Genomic DNA, 19,310 nt, shown 5'->3' with positions numbered 1-19,310 from the left:
GGACCTACATTTTATCTTAAAAAAATAGATGCAAATGTTTCTTCTGTACTCCAAAAACCAAATCAAGTAAGCAGATGAAGCGCGTATTGAACTATATAAACTCTAATGTTTTATTTAAAGTTGCTTCGCTCAATTCTGCGGCAGTTTTAACTAAAATACTTACGGGTTTTTTAACTTCTAAAGCCATTGCGTATTTTGTTGGAGCAGAAGGAATGGCTTTAATTGGGAATTTGCGTAATTTTTTGCATTCCGCGCAATCCATTTCTATTCTAGGACTTTATAATGGCGTGGTTAAATATGTTGCAGAGTTTAAAGATAACGCATTAGAATTAAGTAAAACCTTATCAACCGTCTTTTACTTAGGTTTTATATCTACTTTTTTGGTTGCTTTTTTATGCTATTTTAATGCGGAACACATCAATAACTACCTTTTTCCGGCATATAATAATTATGCGTATGTAATTAAAATATTTGCAATTGCATTGCCTTTCTATACATTGAATATGTTCGCTTTCTCCATTTTAAATGGCTTTTCTAAATATCGAATAATTCTAATTATTAGTATTATCGGACAAATTCTTGGTGCGCTTATAACGATAGTTTTAATTTGGTTAAATAAAATAGATGGTGCCTTAGTTGCCATTGTAATTGCCGAGTCTTTAATTTTATTAATTACTTTAGTTGGTATTTTAAATCAGCGTAGTTTAGTGCCTTTAATTACGGTTAAAAATGTTCGACTTTCGGCTATAAAAAAATTAAGTACGTATTCGGTAATGGCTTTGTTCTCAGCGATAGTTTTACCATTAGTAGCAATTATTGTACGTAACTATATTATAGATAATGTTAGTTATCAAGCGGCGGGGTTTTGGGAGGCAATGACAAGGATTTCTAAATATTATTTGATGTTTGTAAGTACCTTATTAACCTTATACATCTTGCCTCGTTTGTCTGAAATAGATAACGTTAAGGAATTTAGAAAAGAAGTTTTTGGGTTTTATAAAACCATTATCCCCATTTTTGCTTTAGGCTTAATCGTTATTTATTTTCTTAGAACTTATATTATTGCAATAGTGTTTACTGCAGAATTTAAGCCAGTAGAAGACTTGTTTTTTTGGCAGTTATTGGGAGATTTTGTAAAAGTACTATCCATTGTGATTTCCTATCAGTTTTTAGCAAAAAATATGTTTTGGCACTATATTATCACCGAAGCATTTTCTGTGCTATTAATGTATTTAGCAAACATATATTTTATTGATTTATATGGCGTTAAAGGAGCAACAATTGCCCACTTTGTTAATTATCTTGTTTACTATATTGTAATTTTGCTAATCTTTAGTTCTTCCTTGTTTGGTGTTATACCCGATGAGAATGAAGGTGAAGATGAAGATGAAAACTGCGCTTAGTTTTTGTGAAATGTTTTCTTCAGAATTATTATACTATCCGAATAATAGTATGCTGCATTTTTAGAAATAGGAATAGAAAACATAGACTTTTTTAGAAAGAAATATGCTTCTGAAAATGTAATAATAAGGAGTAGCTTCAGCAAAAAGGAGGAAGTATTAACCTAGCGCGTTATAGACCAAGCTTCCAGGTATTTCTTGGCTATTAAAATGTAATCATGTTCTTTTTCAATAAAAGCTCTAGCGTTTTTAGAAATTTCAGTGATTTTCTCCGGATGTAAAATTAGCCATTCTAATTTTTTAGCAATTTTCTCAGCATCCGGTAAAGCATTAATTGCAATGGTGTCTTCTTCAATACCATAATAATCTAACCACTCTTGTTCTGCTCCTGTAAAAACCACTTTTCCTTTTGCCATCGCTTCTAATGCATTATAACCTTGGTCATATGCAAATACTTGATCTAAAAGAATATGAGCCGCATTATACGATTTAATATATTCGGAATACGGAAGGCTTCTTGCTTCAATAATCTCGATTTTGGAAGCATACTTATCTTTAATTAATTCTAAAGCTTTATCAAATATATCATTGCCTTTTTTGTAATAATTTTGGTCGTTTATACCATGAAAAATTACAATCTTGTTGGTCATGTTTATGGGCTCTACTTTTACTTTTACCGTGTTTATTGGATTTGGAATCAATCCAAGATATTTATTGTGATTACGCATTGGTAAGTGATAATCTAAGTCGCTTGAAATTACACCTTGCATGTTTTTAAAAACATAATTATGTAACTGTTTAAAAGGTTCTGTACGCCATTTTAGTACATTCCAGTAGTTAGCTTTAGATACTTTATTGTTTTCATATGGAGTAAAGATGGAATATCTAAACTTTTTTTCAAAAGCATAATTAACACTAATATAATCGGTGCCACAAGACAGTAAAAACACTTTTTTATTGTGTTTAAAAATGTATTCTAATAATTTGATTTCTACTTTCGGTAGGGTGCAAAAAGGGTTTTCATTTATTAATTGGACAACATCATAATTAATAAGCTTGCTTTTGTGTTTATTGATTTGTCTTCTAGTATTTAAAGAAGTAATGTCTATAGCTGTTAATTTATATATGATTTTTTTTACGAAAAGCAGAACCCCTTTGTTATAGGAGTCTTCTAAATAAATGTCTACAGGATAATTTTTAAAATCGTCAGCAAAACCAGCAATAGTAACTTGCGCTCCCAGTGATTCTAGGCCTTCTTTTAAAGAATTATGTAATCTGCTGTATTCTCCTATTAATAAGATTTTCATTTACTATATTTGGTTTCTAATACATTATCACTTGCAAAATAACAATAAAAAAAAGATTTGTGTGGTTACTTCTTCACTTGCTAAAGGAGGAGCAGAGAAATCTTCGGCAACACTGACTAATATTTTGCATGATCTTGGTTATAATGTGCATGTGGTAACGCTTTTATCTTCCGTGGAATATGCGTATTCTGGCACCCTTTTTAATTTAGGGGAATTTAAAGATAAAAATGATACTTTTTTAGGTAAAATTAAAAGATTCCGAAAATTAAAGCAATACCTAAAAAAGCATAATTTCGATGGTGTTATTGATAATAGATATCGCGTGCTGGCTTATCGGGAATGGATCTTTACTAAATACTTGTATACGCATATTCCTGTAATTTATGTGCTTCATAATTATATCCAAGAAAAAACATTTACGCCTTATAAATGGTTGAATGTTTGGCTATATAAAAACGAAACATTTACGGCGGTTTCCGAAGAAATAAGTCGGAAATTTAAAAAAGAATTTCAAATTAAAAAAATGCATACCATATACAATGCATTTAACTTTAAAGAAATTGAAAAGAAAGCTTTAGAAAGAAAGGCATTTGAAATAGAAAAGGATAGCTATATTATTTTCTACGGAAGGATTGACGATTCGCATAAAAATTTAAAGTTATTATTGCAAGCATATAAAAAATCAAAATTAGCAGAAGAGCATATTAAATTGCTAGTACTTGGAGATGGTCAAGATTATAATGAAATACTAGCGTATACTAAAGAATTACATTTAGAAACTCATGTGATATTTAAAGGGTTTACTGCAAATCCGTATCCGTATGTAAAAAACGCTTTGTTTACCATGCTTACAAGTAGGCACGAAGGTTTTCCTATGGTAATCCCAGAATCGTTAGCATTAGCAACTCCGGTAATCGCGGTAGACTGTAACTCTGGACCAAGAGAAGTCATACAAAATAAAGTAAATGGGTTGTTAGTAGAAAATTATAACGTAAATGCGCTAGCCGAAGCTATGGATAGTTTTATATTTGACAAAACATTATATCAATATTGTAAAGCAAATGCAAAACATAGTGTTGCAGCGTTTTCTATAGCGAATATTTCTAAGGATTGGAAAAAATTAATTGAAAGTACATGAGCCAAACTACCATAAAAGATATTAAAATTATTGATATACCTAGAATTGCAGATAGTAGAGGTAATCTAGCTGTTATTGAAAAAGATTGTACTCCTTTTGAAATAAAAAGAGTCTATTACTTGTATGATGTGCCAAGTGATGCATATCGAGGCGGTCATGCACATAAAGAACAAATAGAATTTTTGGTTGCCTTAAGTGGTAGTTTTACGGTTATTTTAAATGATGGAAAAAACAAACAATCTGTTACACTTAATAAACCCAATAAAGGCTTGTTAATACCTGTCGGTATTTGGCGTGAGCTTGAGGATTTCTCTTCAGGATCTGTTTGTTTGGTGTTAGCTTCAGATGTTTTTGAAGAGAGCGATTACATTCGAGAATATAAAGACTTCGAATTATTTAAACGGACTTAAATTAACATGAAACCGTCGTAGTGTTTTTTGTGTTTTCATTAAAAATAATAAAGATCTTCTGTTACAACTTAGTAAAAAACGTTGTTTTGCATTTAAATTACGCTTGTTTAAATGCTTTAAATAAAAATCCATCTTCTCTTTATTACCTACAAGCTTGTATTGTAAAGCAATGGAAAACCTATTGAAATCTAAGTATTTTTTTAAGGAAGTATTGCTTTTTGCAGCTTCTTCATATACATCTAAATCTAGAAATTGTCTCAAATTAGTATTCGAGTTAGAAATTCTATTATCTGCATGTAAGTTATAAATGGCAGTAACATTGTTATTAAAAGCTATGGGATGTTGTATCGCAATTTTTATCCATAAATCGGTATCTTCTCCAGCGCCAAGTGTTATCTTTTCATCAAAGCCGTTAAATTTTTCCAATACTTTTTTAGGAACCATTACTGCAGATGTCCACGCAACACAGCTAAATATACTGGATTTAAAATAGTCTTTAACAATACCATTCCATGATTTTGGAATGTCTATATAATCCGATTCTAAAGAGATTTCTCCCATTTTTTTTACATATGCATTTGCATATAAACCACAATTAGGAAAGTCTTCGCTTAGCTTTTTTAGCTGTTCTAGATGTGTATTTAGCCATAAATCATCGGCATCTAAAAAGGCAATATATTCGGCGTTTGCTTTTTCTATTCCAAAGTTTCTAGCATGAGAAACGCCTTGGTTTTTAATAGTAAGTACCTTAATTCTAGAATCGTTAAATACACTTAAGCTATTTAAACTAGCGTCTGTAGAACCATCATTAACAATAATAATTTCATAATCTTGAAACGTTTGGTCAAGAACACTTTGTATTGTTTGCACAATAAAATATTCTTTGTTGTATAATGGAATTACTATAGAAAAAAATGGCATTAATTAGGTGTGTAAGTAACAAAGGTAGCTTAATCTATATAAATCAAATAGGTATAGAGATGGTTTTTTTGAAAGTAGGTTTTTATCAAAAGAACCTTTAAAATTTCTATAAATAAAAGCCAATAAATAATGAAGCTTTACTTTTTTAAGTTTGAAAAACACTTTGGTAATGAAGGTGTAGTTTTTAGGTATTAAGTCTTGTTTTAAAAACAGATGTAAAGCATCAATAGATTCAATAGATTTTCTTAAAAAGACACTACTTTCTTCTAGGCCTAAATGGTAGGTAGGGTTTTCAATATGTGCTACTTGTATCTTATTTAATTTTAAATGATAGGAAAACAAAGTGTCTTCGTGCCTTAAATTAGGAATGTCTTCATCAAAAGTAACCACATTGAAAACATCTTTTCTAATTAAAAAATTAAGTGTTAAAAAGCTTAAGTAACTATTTTTATTTCTTTTGTAGGTAGAAAGTGCTTCGCGTTTTCTTCCGTAAGTCCAACGCAGTAAATGGTCATTGTCTGGTTTCTTTTCGTCATACAAAATGCCGCCATAAATAACCTGAGAAGTTTTAGATATAGCTTTTAAATAGGTAGCAATAAAATTATTTTCTTTTGGAAGCACATCGGCATCCAAAAAAAGTAACCATTCAAACTTCGCTTCTTTTGCTAAAAGATTTCTAATGGCACTTCTGCCAATGTTTTTGTCAAGTATGCGATACTTTGTGTTTTCTAGACTATTAATCTCTTTATTCGCAATAATAATGTTCTGGTCTGTGGAGCCATCATCATAGCATAATATTTCAAAAGGAACATCCAGCTGTTTTATTTGTGCATACACTTCGGCAACAAGAGCGCTTATGTTGTAATTGTATGTAGGTATTAATATAGAGAGCATGAATGCTTGTTAGATTTATTCAAAACTAACAAAAATAATGTAATCTGTTTGCTATTGGTATAGTAATTGTAATTTTGTTACTATGAAGAAAATCTGTCTTACTATTTTATCCGTCTTATTTGTAGTGTTAAGTTTTGCACAACAAGAGTTTCATGTGTTTCCTAAAAACCATAAAACTAATCCTGGAATATCTACGGGAAATGGTTCATTACAAAATCCTTGGGATTTACAAACCGCATTGACGCAATCGAATAAGATTGTTAAAGGCGATGATACTATTTGGTTGCATGCAGGAATTTATAATGGTAGATATAATAGTACACTTAATACTACTACAGCGAATAAATATATTACAGTAAGCGCATTTCCAAACGATAGAGTTGTTTTAAATGGAAATGTTGCTTCCTCCCAAGAACAGACTCTAGGTGTTCGAGGCGGACAAGTAATTTATAAGGATTTTGAAGTTACTTGGTTGGGGGAATTTAATAGAGATGTACGAGTTGGTAAAATAGAAAAAACGGCAGGAGTTTACCATTTATTAGGAAACAATTGCAAGTTTATAAATCTTAAAATATATAACAATCCTGGTTTAGGTTTTGGTTCTTGGAAAAGTACAGGAGGCACCTTAATTACAGAATGTTTTGTTTTTAATAATGGATCTATTAATAAAAAAGGAAGAGGTGTTGGTGAAGGATTCTATGTGCAGAATAAAAGTGAGGAAGAACGAATTATAAAGAATAATGTCATTTTTAATAATTACTATAAAGGTATTGAGGTTTGGTCTGCTGGTAGAAATGCAAATTTTGAATATGTAAAAAATATTACGCTAGATAATAACGTGATTTTTAATAGTGGTTTACCTGCAAATAAATATACGGTAGACAATATTATTGTAGCTTCCGATGATAGAAATGCCATTAATATTGCAAAAAACATTAAAGTTACCAATAACATATTATATCATAATACCAACTATTTAAAAAACGAGGTAAACGGCAATGCACCTTCTTTAACTTTAGGTTTTTATCATAAAGCACCAGTAGAAAATGTCTTGGTAGAGAATAATATTATTTTAGGAAGAAATAACGCATTAAGAATACTGTATGCAAAAACGCTAACCTTTAAAAATAATATCGTTTATACGGGGTATATGAATTTTACAAACTCGGTTTTCGAATTAGCAAAAAATAAGAACTGGAAGTTTTCTAATAATATATACTATTCTAAAAAAGCTGCAGGGTTCCGAATTAACAAAACAAACTATCCATTTAGTGAATGGAAATCTAAGTTTAACATAGATATAGATAGCCAAAAAAAGCACATTGGCGAATTTAACCTAGACCACGTTTTAGATATTACGAAAAGTGCATATAAAACGAATAGTTACAGAGTCGTTCTTTTTAATAAAGAGGAGCAAGATGTTGTGGTCGATTTCTCGGAATACCATATCAAAAAAGGAAGCAGGTACACTATTACAGATGTGGAGAACTTAGATCGTGTTTTAAAAACTGGAACTATAACGGAAGATGCTAAAATTACAGTGCCAATGCAAGCTGTAAATCCGAAGGAAACGAAAACATTAAATAATTTCGGTGTTTTTATTATTGAATTTCAGGATACTAGAAAGGCTTCTACTACTTCAAAAGATAAAAAGGAAGATCTAAATAAAGACAAAAAGGAAAGTGCTTTTAAACGATTTTTTAAGAACTTGTTTTAACTTTTGCGTTGTACCACTTCAAAAATCTGATTCTCATCACACTTTAAAGTTTTGCTAGGATATTTTAATAACAAAGCATAATCATGCGTTGCCATTAAAATTGTATTTCCATTTTTATTAATTTCCTGTAAAACCTCCATCACCTCAATACTAGTTTGCGGATCTAGATTTCCTGTTGGCTCATCAGCAAGAATCAATTCAGGGTCATTCAATAAAGCTCTAGCAATAGCAACACGTTGTTGCTCTCCACCAGAAAGTTCATGCGGAAACTTAAAACCTTTCGTTTTCATGGCAACCTTATCTAAAACTTCATCTATTCTAGTTTTCATTTTATCTTTGTCTTTCCAGCCTGTAGCTCTTAAAACAAACAATAAATTATCGTTAATCGTTCGGTCTGTTAGCAATTTGAAATCCTGAAAAACAACACCAAGTTTTCGTCTTAAAAATGGAATTTCCTTTTCTTTTAATTTGCGTAAATCGTAATCTACAATATGTCCTTCGCCTTGCGTTAAGGCTAAATCGCCATAAAGTGTTTTCATAAAACTACTTTTACCAGAGCCCGTTTTTCCTATTAAATAAACAAAATCTCCTTTATTAACTTCTACATTAACATCAGAAAGGACTAAGTTATTTCCTTGAAAAATAGAAACATCTTTTAATTGCAAAACAAGATTCGACATAAAGTATAATGGTTTTAAGAGTTGTAAATGTATTATTAAAAAGTTAAAAGTTAAAAGTTATATCTTAAAAGTTTTTTGTGTTCTATAAATAATTTCAGGGTTGAATTATCTGCCTTCCTTTTTAATAGTATAGAACGCGAGAGTTTCTATACGAATATAAAAGCAGATATATGGTTACTATTCCTCCGTGAAACTTTGCGAGTCTCCGTGTGTCTCCGTGAAACATTTTTATTTATAACTTTCAACTTTCTTTTTTTAATAACTCGGTGTATAATTATAACAAAATTGTAACGTTATCATTTACATATTAATTTATCTTTGATTGAACTTATTTTGACTTTTTGTATGTAACCGAAAAGGAGTTGAAATTTAACCAGATGTAGCACTTTTTGAAAGTTATAGTTGTGATACAAATAAAAAAAGTAACAAAATATGGGTGTATTTTTGAAATTTTTAGGGAATAGGAAAAGTCAAGATAAGTTCTTAATAATAAAAAATATAGTCCATGACTAGAAAAGACCTTTATATATTCCTTTTAGCCATTGCTTGTAGTTTTCAAGTGATAGCGCAGCAATCTGCAGCATATACAAGTGATATTGTAGAATATCAGAAAGCATTATCCTTATATAATAATCAGCAATATCTAGCTGCACAATCTTTATTCAATCAGATAAAGAAAACCGCAAAAACAGAAGTTCTACAAAGTGATTGTGCGTTTTATATTGCCAATTGCGCAGTGCGTTTAAATCAGCAAAATGCAGATCAGCTAATAGAAAATTTTGTAGCAGATTATCCTACAAGCACCAAACGAAATACTGCTTATGCAGAGGTTGCAGATTACTATTTTATTAACCAAAAATATGCGTACGCTAAAAAATGGTATGATAAAGTGGATGAAAGCGGACTAGCAAGAGCAGAAAAAGAAAGGTTTAATTTTAATAATGGCTACGTTGCTTTTGTAACCCAAGATTATAAAACTGCAAAAACCTACTTAAGTCGTGTGGAGAATTCGCAAGAATATGGATCACAAGCAAAGTATTATATTGGTTTTATGGCGTATCAAAATGATGATTATGATAAGGCTAATGAATATTTTGACCAAGTAGGTGAAGAAGAAAAATACAAAGAAAAGCTATCGTATTATCAAGCAGATTTACATTTTAAACTAGGTAAGTTTGAAGAAGCAATAAAACTTGCTAAAGAGCAATTACCAAATAGTGATAACACAGAAGTTTCGCAACTCAATAAAATTATTGGAGAAAGCTATTTTAACTTGGAGAAATATGCCGAAGCAATACCGTTTTTAGCTGCATACGAAGGAAATCGCGGAAAATGGAATAATACAGATTATTACCAACTTGGTTATGCATATTATAAACAAAAAGATTACGATAAAGCCATAAGCGAGTTCAATAAAATTGTTGGTGGTAATAATAGCGTTGCGCAAAACGCCTATTATCATCTGGGAGAAAGCTATGTGAATTTGGATAAAAAACAGGAAGCTTTAAATGCGTTTCGTAATGCTTCAGAAATGGATTATGACTTAAAAATTCAAGAAGATGCTTGGTTGAATTACGCCAAGATTAGTTACGAAATTGGTAATCCGTATCAATCCGTTCCGCAAGTACTTGCAGCGTATATAGAAAAATATCCGGAAACAGCCTATAAAGAGGAAATTGAAACTTTGCAAATCGATTCCTATATCACCTCTAAAAATTATAAGGAAGCTTTAAAATTATTAGAAGGTAAAAAGAGCTTTGAAAACAAAGTAGCATACCAAAAAGTAACTTTTTATAGAGGAATAGAATTGTATAACGATAATAATTTTCAAGATGCAGAAACCCTTTTCGATAAATCTATAAAAGAACCTCAAGATGCAAAATATACTGCAAGAGCAACTTTTTGGAAAGCCGAAACCGATTATAATCTTTCTAATTATGACGATGCACTAGTTGGTTTTAAACAGTTTGAACAACAGACTTCTGCTTCAGAAACTCCTGAAATTACAAATCTAGATTACCATATTGCATACACGTATTTCAAACAGAAAAACTATACGCAAGCAACACAATATTTCAATCAATTTATTAGCAAACGTAACGAGGATACGGTTAGATTGAATGACGCATATCTTCGTTTAGCAGATGGTTATTTTGTTTCCAGTCAATATAACGAAGCTATTCAAGCATATGATGAAGCTATTAAAATTGGTAAAATAGAATCCGATTATGCATTTTTTCAAAAAGCATTAAGTACTGGTTATGCAGGGAATGCTTCTAAAAAGATTTCCGAATTAGAAGATTTTATTAGTAAATACAAAACTTCAAAATTACGTGATGATGCGATGTACGAACTTGGTAATTCCTATGTGAAAGCAGGAAATACAGACAAAGCAATGCAGACTTATGATCGTTTGAGTAGCGAATATAATACGAGTGCATTTGTGCCAAAAGCGTTACTTCGTCAAGGATTAGTACATTATAATGGAAGTAAGAACGAACCTGCTTTAGTGAAGTTTAAAAAAGTAGCAGCAGATTTTCCAAGTACTCCAGAAGCGAATCAAGCAGTGGCAACAGCGCGTTTAATTTATATAGATTTAGGAAAAGTAGATGCATATGCTTCTTGGGTAAGAACCTTAGATTATGTAGAAGTGACAGATGCAGATTTAGATAATACAACTTACGAAGCTGCAGAAAAGAAATATTTAGATAATGAAACCGATAAAGCAATTAAACAATTTAACGGCTATTTAAATCAGTTTCCAAATGGATTACATGCTTTACAATCGCATTTCTATGTAGCCGAATTATACTTTAAAAAGGATTTAAAAGATACCGCTGCACCGCATTTTAAATATGTTACAGAAGCTTCACAAAGTGAATTTACAGAAGAAGCTCTATTGCGTTTGTCACAAATTTATACCGAACGTAAAACTTGGAAAGAAGCAATTCCTGTATTGACTAGATTAGAAACAGAAGCGAACTTTCCACAAAACGTAATTTTTGCGCAATCTAATTTAATGAAGGCAAACTACGAATTAGAAAAGTATAGCCAAGCAGTTATCTATGCCGAAAAAGTATTAACACATGCAAGTATTGATAACCGAATTAAAAGTGATGCACACGTGATTATTGCTCGTTCTGCAATGAAAACAGGAGATGAGGCAAGAGCAAAAACTGCCTATGCGCAAGTAGAAGTTACTGCAACAGGAGAAACAGCAGCAGAAGCATTATTCTATAATGGATACTTTAAAAATAAAGCAGGAAATTATGCCGCTTCCAACACAACCATTCAACGTTTAGCAAAAGATTATTCTGGTTATAAATATTATAGCGCAAAAGGTTTAGTGGTTATGGCGAAAAACTATTATGCTTTAGAAGATGCTTTTCAAGCTACTTATATTTTAGAAAGTGTGATACAAAATTTTGCAGCATTTGAAGATGTAGTAGCAGAAGCACAAACCGAATTAAGTAAAATAAAAGCAGAACAAGCAAAGACCAATGCTTCGGTTGTTCCAGAAGATTAGTAAATTCCTGCGAAGGCAGGAATCTCATGAATACAACGAGAAATATAAATTTTAGTAAAAACATCTTTAATAGTTTGCTAAAAAAAAATCGAGTATTCGAGGAAAAAAAACAAAGAAGAGTAAGCAGGTTTCAATAATTTAATAACAGCAAATAAAAAATATGCGAAAGCAAAAAAATATAATTCTAGTATTCGTTTTAATTTTAATAACCACTTTAGGTTTCTCACAAGAACGAGATCAAGATACTTTAAATCCAGATGTTATTCAGGTTGTAAAACCATACACACCTACCGTTTCCGATGCTTTTAAGGTAAAGGAAGTTCCTTCGTTAGATGATGAAACTACAGCTACGAAGAAAGAGATTCAATACAATATCTTTTCTTTTCCGGTAGCATCGACCTTTACGCCTGCAAAAGGAAAAGCGGCAGAAGTAGATGAAGAGGAACCTGCAAAATTATTCGACAATTATGCAACATTAGCAGGAGGAATGTACACCACTATTTTAGGGGAAGTGTATTTAAATCATGCCATCAATAGAAACGAAAGTGTTGGTGGCTATATCAGTCATCATTCTTCGCAAGGAGGAATTAGTGATCTGCTTTTAGATGATAATTTTTCAAATACCAAAGTGAGTGCTAATTATGCTAGAAATGAACGCGATTTAGCTTGGAATATAGCAGGTGGATTTCTGCATCAAAAATACAATTGGTATGGTTTGCCACAACCTTTATATGATAAAGATGCTGCGGATGCTATTGGCGATGTCGATCATTCTTTTATCGGATTTAATCTTGGTGGAGATATTGCTTTTACCGATGCTTATATAAATGAAGCAAACGTTTTGTACCGAAGATTTGGCGACAATAATGACTCTGGTGAAAATAGATTTCTAGTGAATACCAATGGAGATTTGACTATTCAGGATTTAGATTTTAATATCGGATTGCGATTGGATTATTTAGGTGGAGAATTTGACAGAAACTATTATACTGACGAAGCATTGAAATACGGGAATTTCAATATCGGACTTTCACCAACATACCAATTAATAAAAGAGGATCTAACGCTGGATTTGGGAGTTAGCCTATTTTATCTAAACGATATAGAATCTGGAAAAAGTAAGTTTTTTATCTATCCGAATATTTCAGCATCCTATAGAATGGTAGATGAAATTTTAATCGCTTATGGAGGAATTCAAGGAGATTTGGTTCAGAATACCTATTATGATTTTGCACAAGAAAACCCGTTTGTATCTCCAACCTTATTCATGACACCAACCGATCAGAAGTATAATGTTTTTGTTGGATTAAAAGGAAAGGTTGCTAATGGAATAAACTATAATATTGGCGGAAAATATATAAGAGAAAGTGATAAAGCAATGTTTAGAAATAATCTAGTGCCTTATGGCTTTAATGCGGAGGAAGCATACCAAAACGGAAATTCCTTTGGAATCGTTTATGATGACGTTTCTACCTTCGGAGTTTCTGGAGAAATTAAAGCAGATTTGAATAGAAATTTTACTTTAGGAGTAAAAGCAGAATACTTTTCTTATAATGTAGATGATGAAGCGGAAGCATGGAATCTTCCAAATTTAAAAGCGAATCTATTTTTAGATTATCAAATAAGCAAACAGTGGTTTGCAGGAGCTAATCTGTTTTTTGTTGGAGAACGTAAAGGATTGAGTGGTTTTAATGATATTCAGAATACAAGCTTTCCAACGTTATTAAATCCAACAGAAACCATAACATTAGATAGTTACTTTGATGCCAATGTGCATGTTGGTTATCATATTAATGATCGGTTTTCTGCATTTGCGAAAATTAACAACATAGCAAATCAAGAATATAATCGCTGGCAAAATTATCCGGTGCAAGGATTACAGTTTTTAGCAGGAGCAACGTATAAGTTTGATTTTTAAAGTCATTGCGAGGAACGAAGCAATCTTTCAAATGGAAACTAAATCATAATAAGTTTACATTGTTTCAACAGAAGGTTTTTAAAACACCCCTAAAGTCCCCTCAAGGGGACCGTGTTGCGTGATTACTCAAATGTTTAAATTCTTTGTTTAAAACGTCTTAAGATTCTTCTTCTAAAAGGATGATTACTAAATTAGTTACTCTTTTAATCGTTAGGCTTGTCCCCTCGAGGGGACTTTAGGGGTGTTTTCTGGGAAATAACTTTCAATTTCTTATAAAAAGAATAGATACTTAAATTAGTTATAATTTTTTCCCGTTTGAGTTGTCCCTCGAGGGGACTTTAGGGGTGTTTTCAGAGGAATAACTTTCCATATTACCTTTTTTAATTCTGTATCCTTTATTTTTTCTTTAAAGCTAACAAAACAATAAATAAATTTTTTTGAACGTTAAAGTTGTCCCCCCGAGGGGACTTTAGGGGTGTTTTTAAGAATACAACATCATTCCATTTGTCAACCAAACTCCCCTTTTTACTCGTTCAATTCCTTAACCGTTTCTTGCAAGACTAATAAAACACTAAACATTTCTTTTTTCACCTCCTAATTAGTAAATCTAATAAAAGTCACTCCATAAGCTTCCATTTCTCCTTGTCTTTTAGCATCTTCTAAAAATGCATGGTCATGTGTAGCTCCATCAATTTCTATTGCTAATCCAATTTCATGGCAATAAAAATCTACAATATAGTCCAGCATTGGTACTTGCCTGTGAAACTGTACACCTAAAGCTCTTTGTTTAATGTTTTGCCAAAGTAAAACCTCAGGAAGCGAGCTATTCTTTCTTAAGTGTCTAGCAAGTAATTTAAGATCTGATCGATATGGAATTATTTTATTCGCCATTTCTTAAATCTAGTGAATTAATTATAGATAAAACTTATTTGTCATTTTTTACAGGTTTAAAATGTTCTAATGAAGGTGTGCTTTAAAAAAATGTTTTTTTGAAGGATGCGAGCGTAGCTAATTAGGATTGTTTCTTTTTTTTGTAAATTATTAATATGTCCCAAAACTTTAGAAAAGAGTTTTAAAAACACCCCTAAAGTCCCCTCGAGAGGACAGCGTTGCGTGATTACTCAAATGTTTAATTCTTTGTTTAAAACGTCTTAAGATTCGTCTTCCTCTAAAAGGATGATTACTAAATTAGTTACTCTTTTAATCGTTAGGCTTGTCCCCTTGAGGGGACTTTAGGGTGTTTTCAGGAAAATAACTTTCAATTTCTTATAAAAAGAATAGATACTTAAATTAGTTATAATTTTTTCTCGTTTGAGTTGTCCCCTTGAGGGGACTTTATGGGTGTTTTTTATAGCTGTCTAAAAAATAGAGTTATACCTTCGGGGATAGTCGAAAAATAAAATATATTTTGTTTTGAAGGTCGCGTTCCTAGCTCTTTGGAGGTGTTTTTTTAATTCAAATAAATTATATTTACAAAATCCTATAAGCCACCTGAATTAAACCAATCCCATGAAAAAACTTATTTCCATAGCAATCTTACTACTAATCTTCTCCTGTAACAAAGAAACCCAACAAGTAGACACCATAATTACCAATGCAAAAATTTACACTGTAAACCCTAACTTTGAAACTGCGGAAGCATTCGCGATAAAAGACGGCAAGTTTATAGAAGTTGGTACTTCACAAACCATTAAAAATAAATTTGTTGCAGATACTATTATCGATGCCAAAGGAGAAACCATTGTTCCAGGATTTATAGATGCGCATTGTCATTTCTACGGATTGGGTTTATATGAGCAACGTGTAAATCTTGTTGGTACCACTAGTTTTGTAGATGTAATAAAACGCGTTACCGATTTTCAAGAAAAAAGAAAGAGCTCTTTTATTATTGGTCGTGGTTGGGATCAAAACGATTGGGAAGAAAAAGAATATCCAAACAAAGCATTATTAGATAGATTATTTCCAGATACTCCAGTGGCAATAAGCAGAATTGATGGTCACGCTATGTTATGTAATCAAGCAGCTTTAGATTTAGCAAAAATCACAAAGAATACTAAAGTAGAAGGAGGAGAAATCCTATTAGAAAATGGAAAACTTACTGGGGTTCTAATTGATAATCCGATGGAATTAGTAGAAGCTATTTTTCCAAAACCTACAAAACAAGAAAAAATTACAGCATTATTAGAAGCGCAAACTATTTGTACTAATTTAGGATTAACAACCGTTTCCGATGCAGGATTAGATCGAGATGTTATTGAATTGATAGATAGTTTGCAAAAGGCTGAAAAACTAAACATGCGAGTTTATGCGATGATTAGTAATTCCAAAGAAAACCTGGATTATTACCTTCCGAAAGGGAAAATTAAAACAGAAAAACTAAATGTGCAATCTGTAAAAGTATATGCAGATGGCGCGTTAGGTTCTCGAGGTGCAGCTTTGAAACAAGAATATACCGATAAGCACAATCATTTTGGAGCAATGGTTATTGGTCTTGAAGATTATAAAAACCTAGCAACAAGAATTGAAAAAGCAGATTATCAAATGAACACACATGCCATTGGAGATTCTGCAATTCATTTTGTTTTAAATACCTATCAAAAAGCACTAGAAGGAAAAACAGATAAACGTTGGCGAGTAGAACATGCGCAAGTAATAACAGATAATGATTTTGAGTTTTTTAAAAATGAAAACATTATTCCTTCTATACAGCCAACACACGCTACAAGTGATATGTATTGGGCAGAAGAACGCTTAGGAAAAGAAAGAATCAAAGGAGCGTATGCCTATAAAACCTTATTAAATCAAAGCGGAAGAGTTGCTTTGGGTACCGATTTCCCTGTAGAACAGGTTAGTCCGTTTTTAACTTTTTACGCAGCCGTTTCTAGACAAGATGTAAAAGGATACCCAGAAAATGGTTTTAATAAAGAAAATGCATTAAGCCGAGAGGAAACTTTAAAAGGAATGACTATTTGGGCCGCTTTTGCTAATTTTGAAGAAAAAGAAAAAGGAAGCATTGAACCTGGTAAGTTTGCAGATTTTATTATTTTAAATCAAGATATTATGCAGGTTCCTGTGTCAGAAATCCCAAAGATTAAAGTACAACAAACTTTTATAGATGGCGTGGCACAATAATTGCTTTCTTTGTAAAAACATTTATTAACTAAGATCACCGCTTTCGCGGAAAGGAAACATGAAAAAAATATATACACTTATCATTGCATTAATAATATCTACAACAACTTTTGCACAAGTAGACGCGTATAGTGAAGACGTAAAACAATGTATTAAGAGTAATGGGACGTATGGTTATTATGAAAACGTAGTAGATCAAATGTTTTCTATGCTGCAAGAGCAATATGCTTCGCAAGGGGTTCCAGAAACGCTTTGGAACGAACTTAAAGGACTTAAAACAGAGTCTTTAAACGAGTTAAGTCAAATGGTAGTTTCTGCGTATCGCGGGCATTTTACTCATGAAGATGTAAAAAACATGAACGCTTTGTATGCAACCAAAGCAGGGCAAAATATGTTTAAAGAAGCTAGTCATCTTACGGAAGGTGATAAAGTAGCATTAACCGAGTTTTACAGAAGTGATACCGGACAAAAAATTACGGGATCTCAAGATTCTATGAATGAATCTATGAGTAAGATTTCTGAAATGTGGAGTAGTGGTTTTTATAGAAGTATAGTAGATAAGTTAAGCGAAAAAGGATTTAACTTGTAATAGAATACAGTTTGTATTTATATTTTTAGTCGGACTTTTATCTTTAAATAGTTTTGCTCAGGATATGGATCTTCCTAAGAAGGCTAAAAAAGGGGAATGTTATATTTCTTGTGAAAAAGAAGATGGTACATTTTCTAAAAGAGAAAAAATTGCTTGTGACTTTTTGGTATATTCAAAAGATGCAAAAGCATTAAAAACGCTACAAACAAAATTATCTAATTTGGGCTATGATGCCCCTGTTTCTGGTGAAACAGACGTTAAAACTATTGCAGCATATAAGCAATATACTAAAGATGAAAAAAAGCGATTAAAAAAAGCGAACAGAAAACAATAACAATAAATTAATGAAGCAAGTACAAATTATTTTTTTAGTAGTTTTTATATTTATTACAAGTAATACATTTTCGCAGTACGACTCTTGGTCAAAAGCCGAAGTTCATTTTAAAGATGGATCTGTTAAAACAGGAGAAGCAAAATTACCAATTAGCGGTACTGGAGGTCCATTTTATTCCAATGATAAATTAAGATTTAGAATTGCAGATAGAAAACCTGTTAAACTAATTGACGCCAAAAAAATAGAGAAGATAGTTTTAAAGGTCTCCTATTCAGAAAAGGTTAAAGGGAAAAGAATTAAAAAAAATAGAGAAGCCACTATCATTACCATTAATAAAAACAAGAAAAAAACTAAAAAGGGTTTCGCGGAATTAATAGTAGATGGTAAGGTGAAACTTCTTAAACGAAAAGTTAATTATACTGCAAATAATAGAGTATCTATTATTACTGAATCTCTTTTAACTAGAAATGATGATGTGCCTATAGCTTTTAATTATGCTGCATTGAAATCATTTAGAAAGCGTACAATGGAATTTTTTAGTGAATGTTCCATTTTAGTAACCAAAATTGAAAATAAAGTTTTTAAAAGAGAAGAACTAATAGCAATCGTTACGTTTTATAATGATAATTGTGCCAAATAATCAAAGTGTTCTCCTTCGGTAACTAATGCACATTGCAAGCCAACAGAAGTACAAGCAGTAAGCAACATGTTGAAATCTAAGTAAAGCCATTTCATCGGACTTTCCTTTTCTCCTTTGTAGCTTAAGAAATAATCTAGTTCACCATAATAATTGGCAGTAGTATCCATCCAAAATCCGCCATCTTCATCTTCGTACATATATTTAATATCACTAGAATCGATTAGTATTTGTCCTCCGGGATTTAGAATGCTTTTTAAATGCTTCAGATAGGTTACCACCTGATGTTGCTCTTGAAAAATTCCGGTACCATTCATCAATAATAAAATAGTATCAAAAGTTTCCGTTTCTTTTAATATATTTTTTACTTCCGCATGCAAAACACCTCTTTGTTTGCAAACTGCAATGGCGCCTTCCGAAATATCTATGGCTTTTACCGTAAAACCTTTTTCTTGTAAATACAAACTATGGCTTCCAGCTCCAGCACCAACATCTAAAATTTTTCCTTTAGCAAGTTGCAATGCTTTTTGTTCCAGTTTAGGCATTTCCGCATAATCCCTAAAAAGATATGGAATGGGTAATTCGTCCGTATCACTTATATTGGTGGAAGTAATAATGTCTTCCGTATAGTTATTGTTTTGATAATCTAATAATGCTTTTCCGAATAAATCCTTCATTGAAAAATATTTTCATTTCCGCAAAGGCGG

16 protein-coding genes are annotated in these 19,310 nt (G+C 31.7%); 10 read left to right on the top strand and 6 right to left on the bottom strand.

From position 1 onward, the window contains the following. The first annotated feature begins 74 nt into the window (after positions 1-74). A complete protein-coding gene (locus tag ACVCZW_RS01705) occupies positions 75-1,403 on the top strand; it encodes an O-antigen translocase (protein WP_452231500.1) in 1,329 nt (442 codons plus the stop codon). Positions 1,404-1,564: 161 nt separating this feature from the next. Here ACVCZW_RS01705 and ACVCZW_RS01700 read toward each other — a convergent pair whose 3' ends face one another. Next, positions 1,565-2,707: a glycosyltransferase gene (locus ACVCZW_RS01700; RefSeq protein WP_452231499.1), complete on the bottom strand. Its 1,143-nt coding sequence runs from the start codon at positions 2,705-2,707 to the stop codon at positions 1,565-1,567. Between the two features lie 31 nt (positions 2,708-2,738). Between ACVCZW_RS01700 and ACVCZW_RS01695 the strand changes: the two genes are divergently transcribed. Both ACVCZW_RS01695 and ACVCZW_RS01690 read left to right on the top strand, forming a co-directional pair. Then, complete coding sequence (locus ACVCZW_RS01695) at positions 2,739-3,845, top strand: glycosyltransferase (RefSeq protein ID WP_452231498.1); 1,107 nt, start codon at positions 2,739-2,741, stop codon at positions 3,843-3,845. Beyond that, positions 3,842-4,255, top strand: a complete 414-nt coding sequence (locus ACVCZW_RS01690; RefSeq protein WP_452227938.1) for a sugar 3,4-ketoisomerase — start codon at positions 3,842-3,844, stop codon at positions 4,253-4,255. The genes ACVCZW_RS01695 and ACVCZW_RS01690 overlap by 4 nt, the downstream gene beginning before the upstream one ends. Here the strand turns inward: ACVCZW_RS01690 and ACVCZW_RS01685 are convergent. Continuing rightward, complete coding sequence (locus ACVCZW_RS01685) at positions 4,238-5,176, bottom strand: glycosyltransferase family 2 protein (protein ID WP_452231497.1); 939 nt, start codon at positions 5,174-5,176, stop codon at positions 4,238-4,240. The two genes, ACVCZW_RS01690 and ACVCZW_RS01685, sit on opposite strands and share 18 nt — an antisense overlap. A gap of 3 nt (positions 5,177-5,179) precedes the next feature. Beyond that, positions 5,180-6,070 carry a glycosyltransferase family 2 protein gene (locus ACVCZW_RS01680; RefSeq protein WP_452227940.1) on the bottom strand — a complete coding sequence of 297 codons (891 nt, stop codon included), beginning with the start codon at positions 6,068-6,070 and terminating at the stop codon, positions 5,180-5,182. Between the two features lie 82 nt (positions 6,071-6,152). Here ACVCZW_RS01680 and ACVCZW_RS01675 point away from each other — a divergent pair, with 82 nt between their 5' ends. After that, the gene (locus tag ACVCZW_RS01675) at positions 6,153-7,787 is read left to right on the top strand and encodes a hypothetical protein (RefSeq protein WP_452231496.1); all 1,635 of its coding nucleotides are present in this window, start codon (positions 6,153-6,155) and stop codon (positions 7,785-7,787) included. Here the strand turns inward: ACVCZW_RS01675 and ACVCZW_RS01670 are convergent. After that, on the bottom strand, positions 7,784-8,467 hold the full coding sequence (locus ACVCZW_RS01670) for a cell division ATP-binding protein FtsE (protein ID WP_452227942.1): 684 nt from the start codon (positions 8,465-8,467) through the stop codon (positions 7,784-7,786). The genes ACVCZW_RS01675 and ACVCZW_RS01670 overlap by 4 nt on opposite strands. 505 nt (positions 8,468-8,972) lie before the next feature. Here ACVCZW_RS01670 and ACVCZW_RS01665 point away from each other — a divergent pair. Next, complete coding sequence (locus tag ACVCZW_RS01665) at positions 8,973-11,993, top strand: tetratricopeptide repeat protein (RefSeq protein WP_452231495.1); 3,021 nt, start codon at positions 8,973-8,975, stop codon at positions 11,991-11,993. A 160-nt stretch (positions 11,994-12,153) separates the two neighbouring features. Beyond that, on the top strand, positions 12,154-13,911 hold the full coding sequence (locus ACVCZW_RS01660; RefSeq protein ID WP_452231494.1) for a TonB-dependent receptor: 1,758 nt from the start codon (positions 12,154-12,156) through the stop codon (positions 13,909-13,911). A gap of 594 nt (positions 13,912-14,505) precedes the next feature. On the opposite strand, the gene ACVCZW_RS01655 is transcribed toward ACVCZW_RS01660, so the two are convergent. Next, positions 14,506-14,802 carry an endonuclease domain-containing protein gene (locus ACVCZW_RS01655; RefSeq protein ID WP_452231493.1) on the bottom strand — a complete coding sequence of 99 codons (297 nt, stop codon included), beginning with the start codon at positions 14,800-14,802 and terminating at the stop codon, positions 14,506-14,508. 618 nt (positions 14,803-15,420) lie between these two features. On the opposite strand from ACVCZW_RS01655, the gene ACVCZW_RS01650 reads away from it, so the two are divergent. From ACVCZW_RS01650 to ACVCZW_RS01635, 4 genes are all read left to right on the top strand, one after another. Further along, positions 15,421-17,043, top strand: a complete 1,623-nt coding sequence (locus ACVCZW_RS01650) for an amidohydrolase (RefSeq protein ID WP_452231492.1) — start codon at positions 15,421-15,423, stop codon at positions 17,041-17,043. A gap of 58 nt (positions 17,044-17,101) precedes the next feature. Next, the gene (locus ACVCZW_RS01645; RefSeq protein WP_452227946.1) at positions 17,102-17,632 is read left to right on the top strand and encodes a DUF2059 domain-containing protein; all 531 of its coding nucleotides are present in this window, start codon (positions 17,102-17,104) and stop codon (positions 17,630-17,632) included. A 64-nt stretch (positions 17,633-17,696) separates the two neighbouring features. After that, on the top strand, positions 17,697-17,966 hold the full coding sequence (locus ACVCZW_RS01640) for a hypothetical protein (protein WP_452227947.1): 270 nt from the start codon (positions 17,697-17,699) through the stop codon (positions 17,964-17,966). Positions 17,967-17,976: 10 nt separating this feature from the next. Then, entirely contained in the window at positions 17,977-18,606 is a 630-nt protein-coding gene (locus ACVCZW_RS01635) for a hypothetical protein (RefSeq protein ID WP_452227948.1), read from the top strand. Here the strand turns inward: ACVCZW_RS01635 and ACVCZW_RS01630 are convergent. Further along, positions 18,582-19,280, bottom strand: a complete 699-nt coding sequence (locus ACVCZW_RS01630) for a class I SAM-dependent methyltransferase (RefSeq protein ID WP_452227949.1) — start codon at positions 19,278-19,280, stop codon at positions 18,582-18,584. The two genes, ACVCZW_RS01635 and ACVCZW_RS01630, sit on opposite strands and share 25 nt — an antisense overlap. Positions 19,281-19,310: the final 30 nt, after the last annotated feature.

Source organism: Lacinutrix sp. MEBiC02595 (assembly GCF_053601555.1).
The sequence above is the reverse complement of the archived record's forward strand: the minus strand, read 5'-3'. Positions and strand labels throughout refer to the sequence as shown.

Bases quoted from the DNA above. Each gene is read 5' to 3' on its own strand.
- ACVCZW_RS01690 (WP_452227938.1), top strand. From the start codon at position 3,842: ATGAGCCAAACTACCATAAAAGATATTAAAATTATTGATATACCTAGA.
- ACVCZW_RS01680 (WP_452227940.1), bottom strand. From the start codon at position 6,070: ATGCTCTCTATATTAATACCTACATACAATTACAACATAAGCGCTCTT.
- ACVCZW_RS01645 (WP_452227946.1), top strand. From the start codon at position 17,102: ATGAAAAAAATATATACACTTATCATTGCATTAATAATATCTACAACA.
- ACVCZW_RS01675 (WP_452231496.1), top strand. From the start codon at position 6,153: ATGAAGAAAATCTGTCTTACTATTTTATCCGTCTTATTTGTAGTGTTA.
- ACVCZW_RS01670 (WP_452227942.1), bottom strand. From the start codon at position 8,467: ATGTCGAATCTTGTTTTGCAATTAAAAGATGTTTCTATTTTTCAAGGA.
- ACVCZW_RS01650 (WP_452231492.1), top strand. From the start codon at position 15,421: ATGAAAAAACTTATTTCCATAGCAATCTTACTACTAATCTTCTCCTGT.
- ACVCZW_RS01630 (WP_452227949.1), bottom strand. From the start codon at position 19,280: ATGAAGGATTTATTCGGAAAAGCATTATTAGATTATCAAAACAATAAC.
- ACVCZW_RS01640 (WP_452227947.1), top strand. From the start codon at position 17,697: ATGGATCTTCCTAAGAAGGCTAAAAAAGGGGAATGTTATATTTCTTGT.
- ACVCZW_RS01635 (WP_452227948.1), top strand. From the start codon at position 17,977: ATGAAGCAAGTACAAATTATTTTTTTAGTAGTTTTTATATTTATTACA.
- ACVCZW_RS01685 (WP_452231497.1), bottom strand. From the start codon at position 5,176: ATGCCATTTTTTTCTATAGTAATTCCATTATACAACAAAGAATATTTT.
- ACVCZW_RS01665 (WP_452231495.1), top strand. From the start codon at position 8,973: ATGACTAGAAAAGACCTTTATATATTCCTTTTAGCCATTGCTTGTAGT.
- ACVCZW_RS01700 (WP_452231499.1), bottom strand. From the start codon at position 2,707: ATGAAAATCTTATTAATAGGAGAATACAGCAGATTACATAATTCTTTA.
- ACVCZW_RS01705 (WP_452231500.1), top strand. From the start codon at position 75: ATGAAGCGCGTATTGAACTATATAAACTCTAATGTTTTATTTAAAGTT.
- ACVCZW_RS01660 (WP_452231494.1), top strand. From the start codon at position 12,154: ATGCGAAAGCAAAAAAATATAATTCTAGTATTCGTTTTAATTTTAATA.
- ACVCZW_RS01655 (WP_452231493.1), bottom strand. From the start codon at position 14,802: ATGGCGAATAAAATAATTCCATATCGATCAGATCTTAAATTACTTGCT.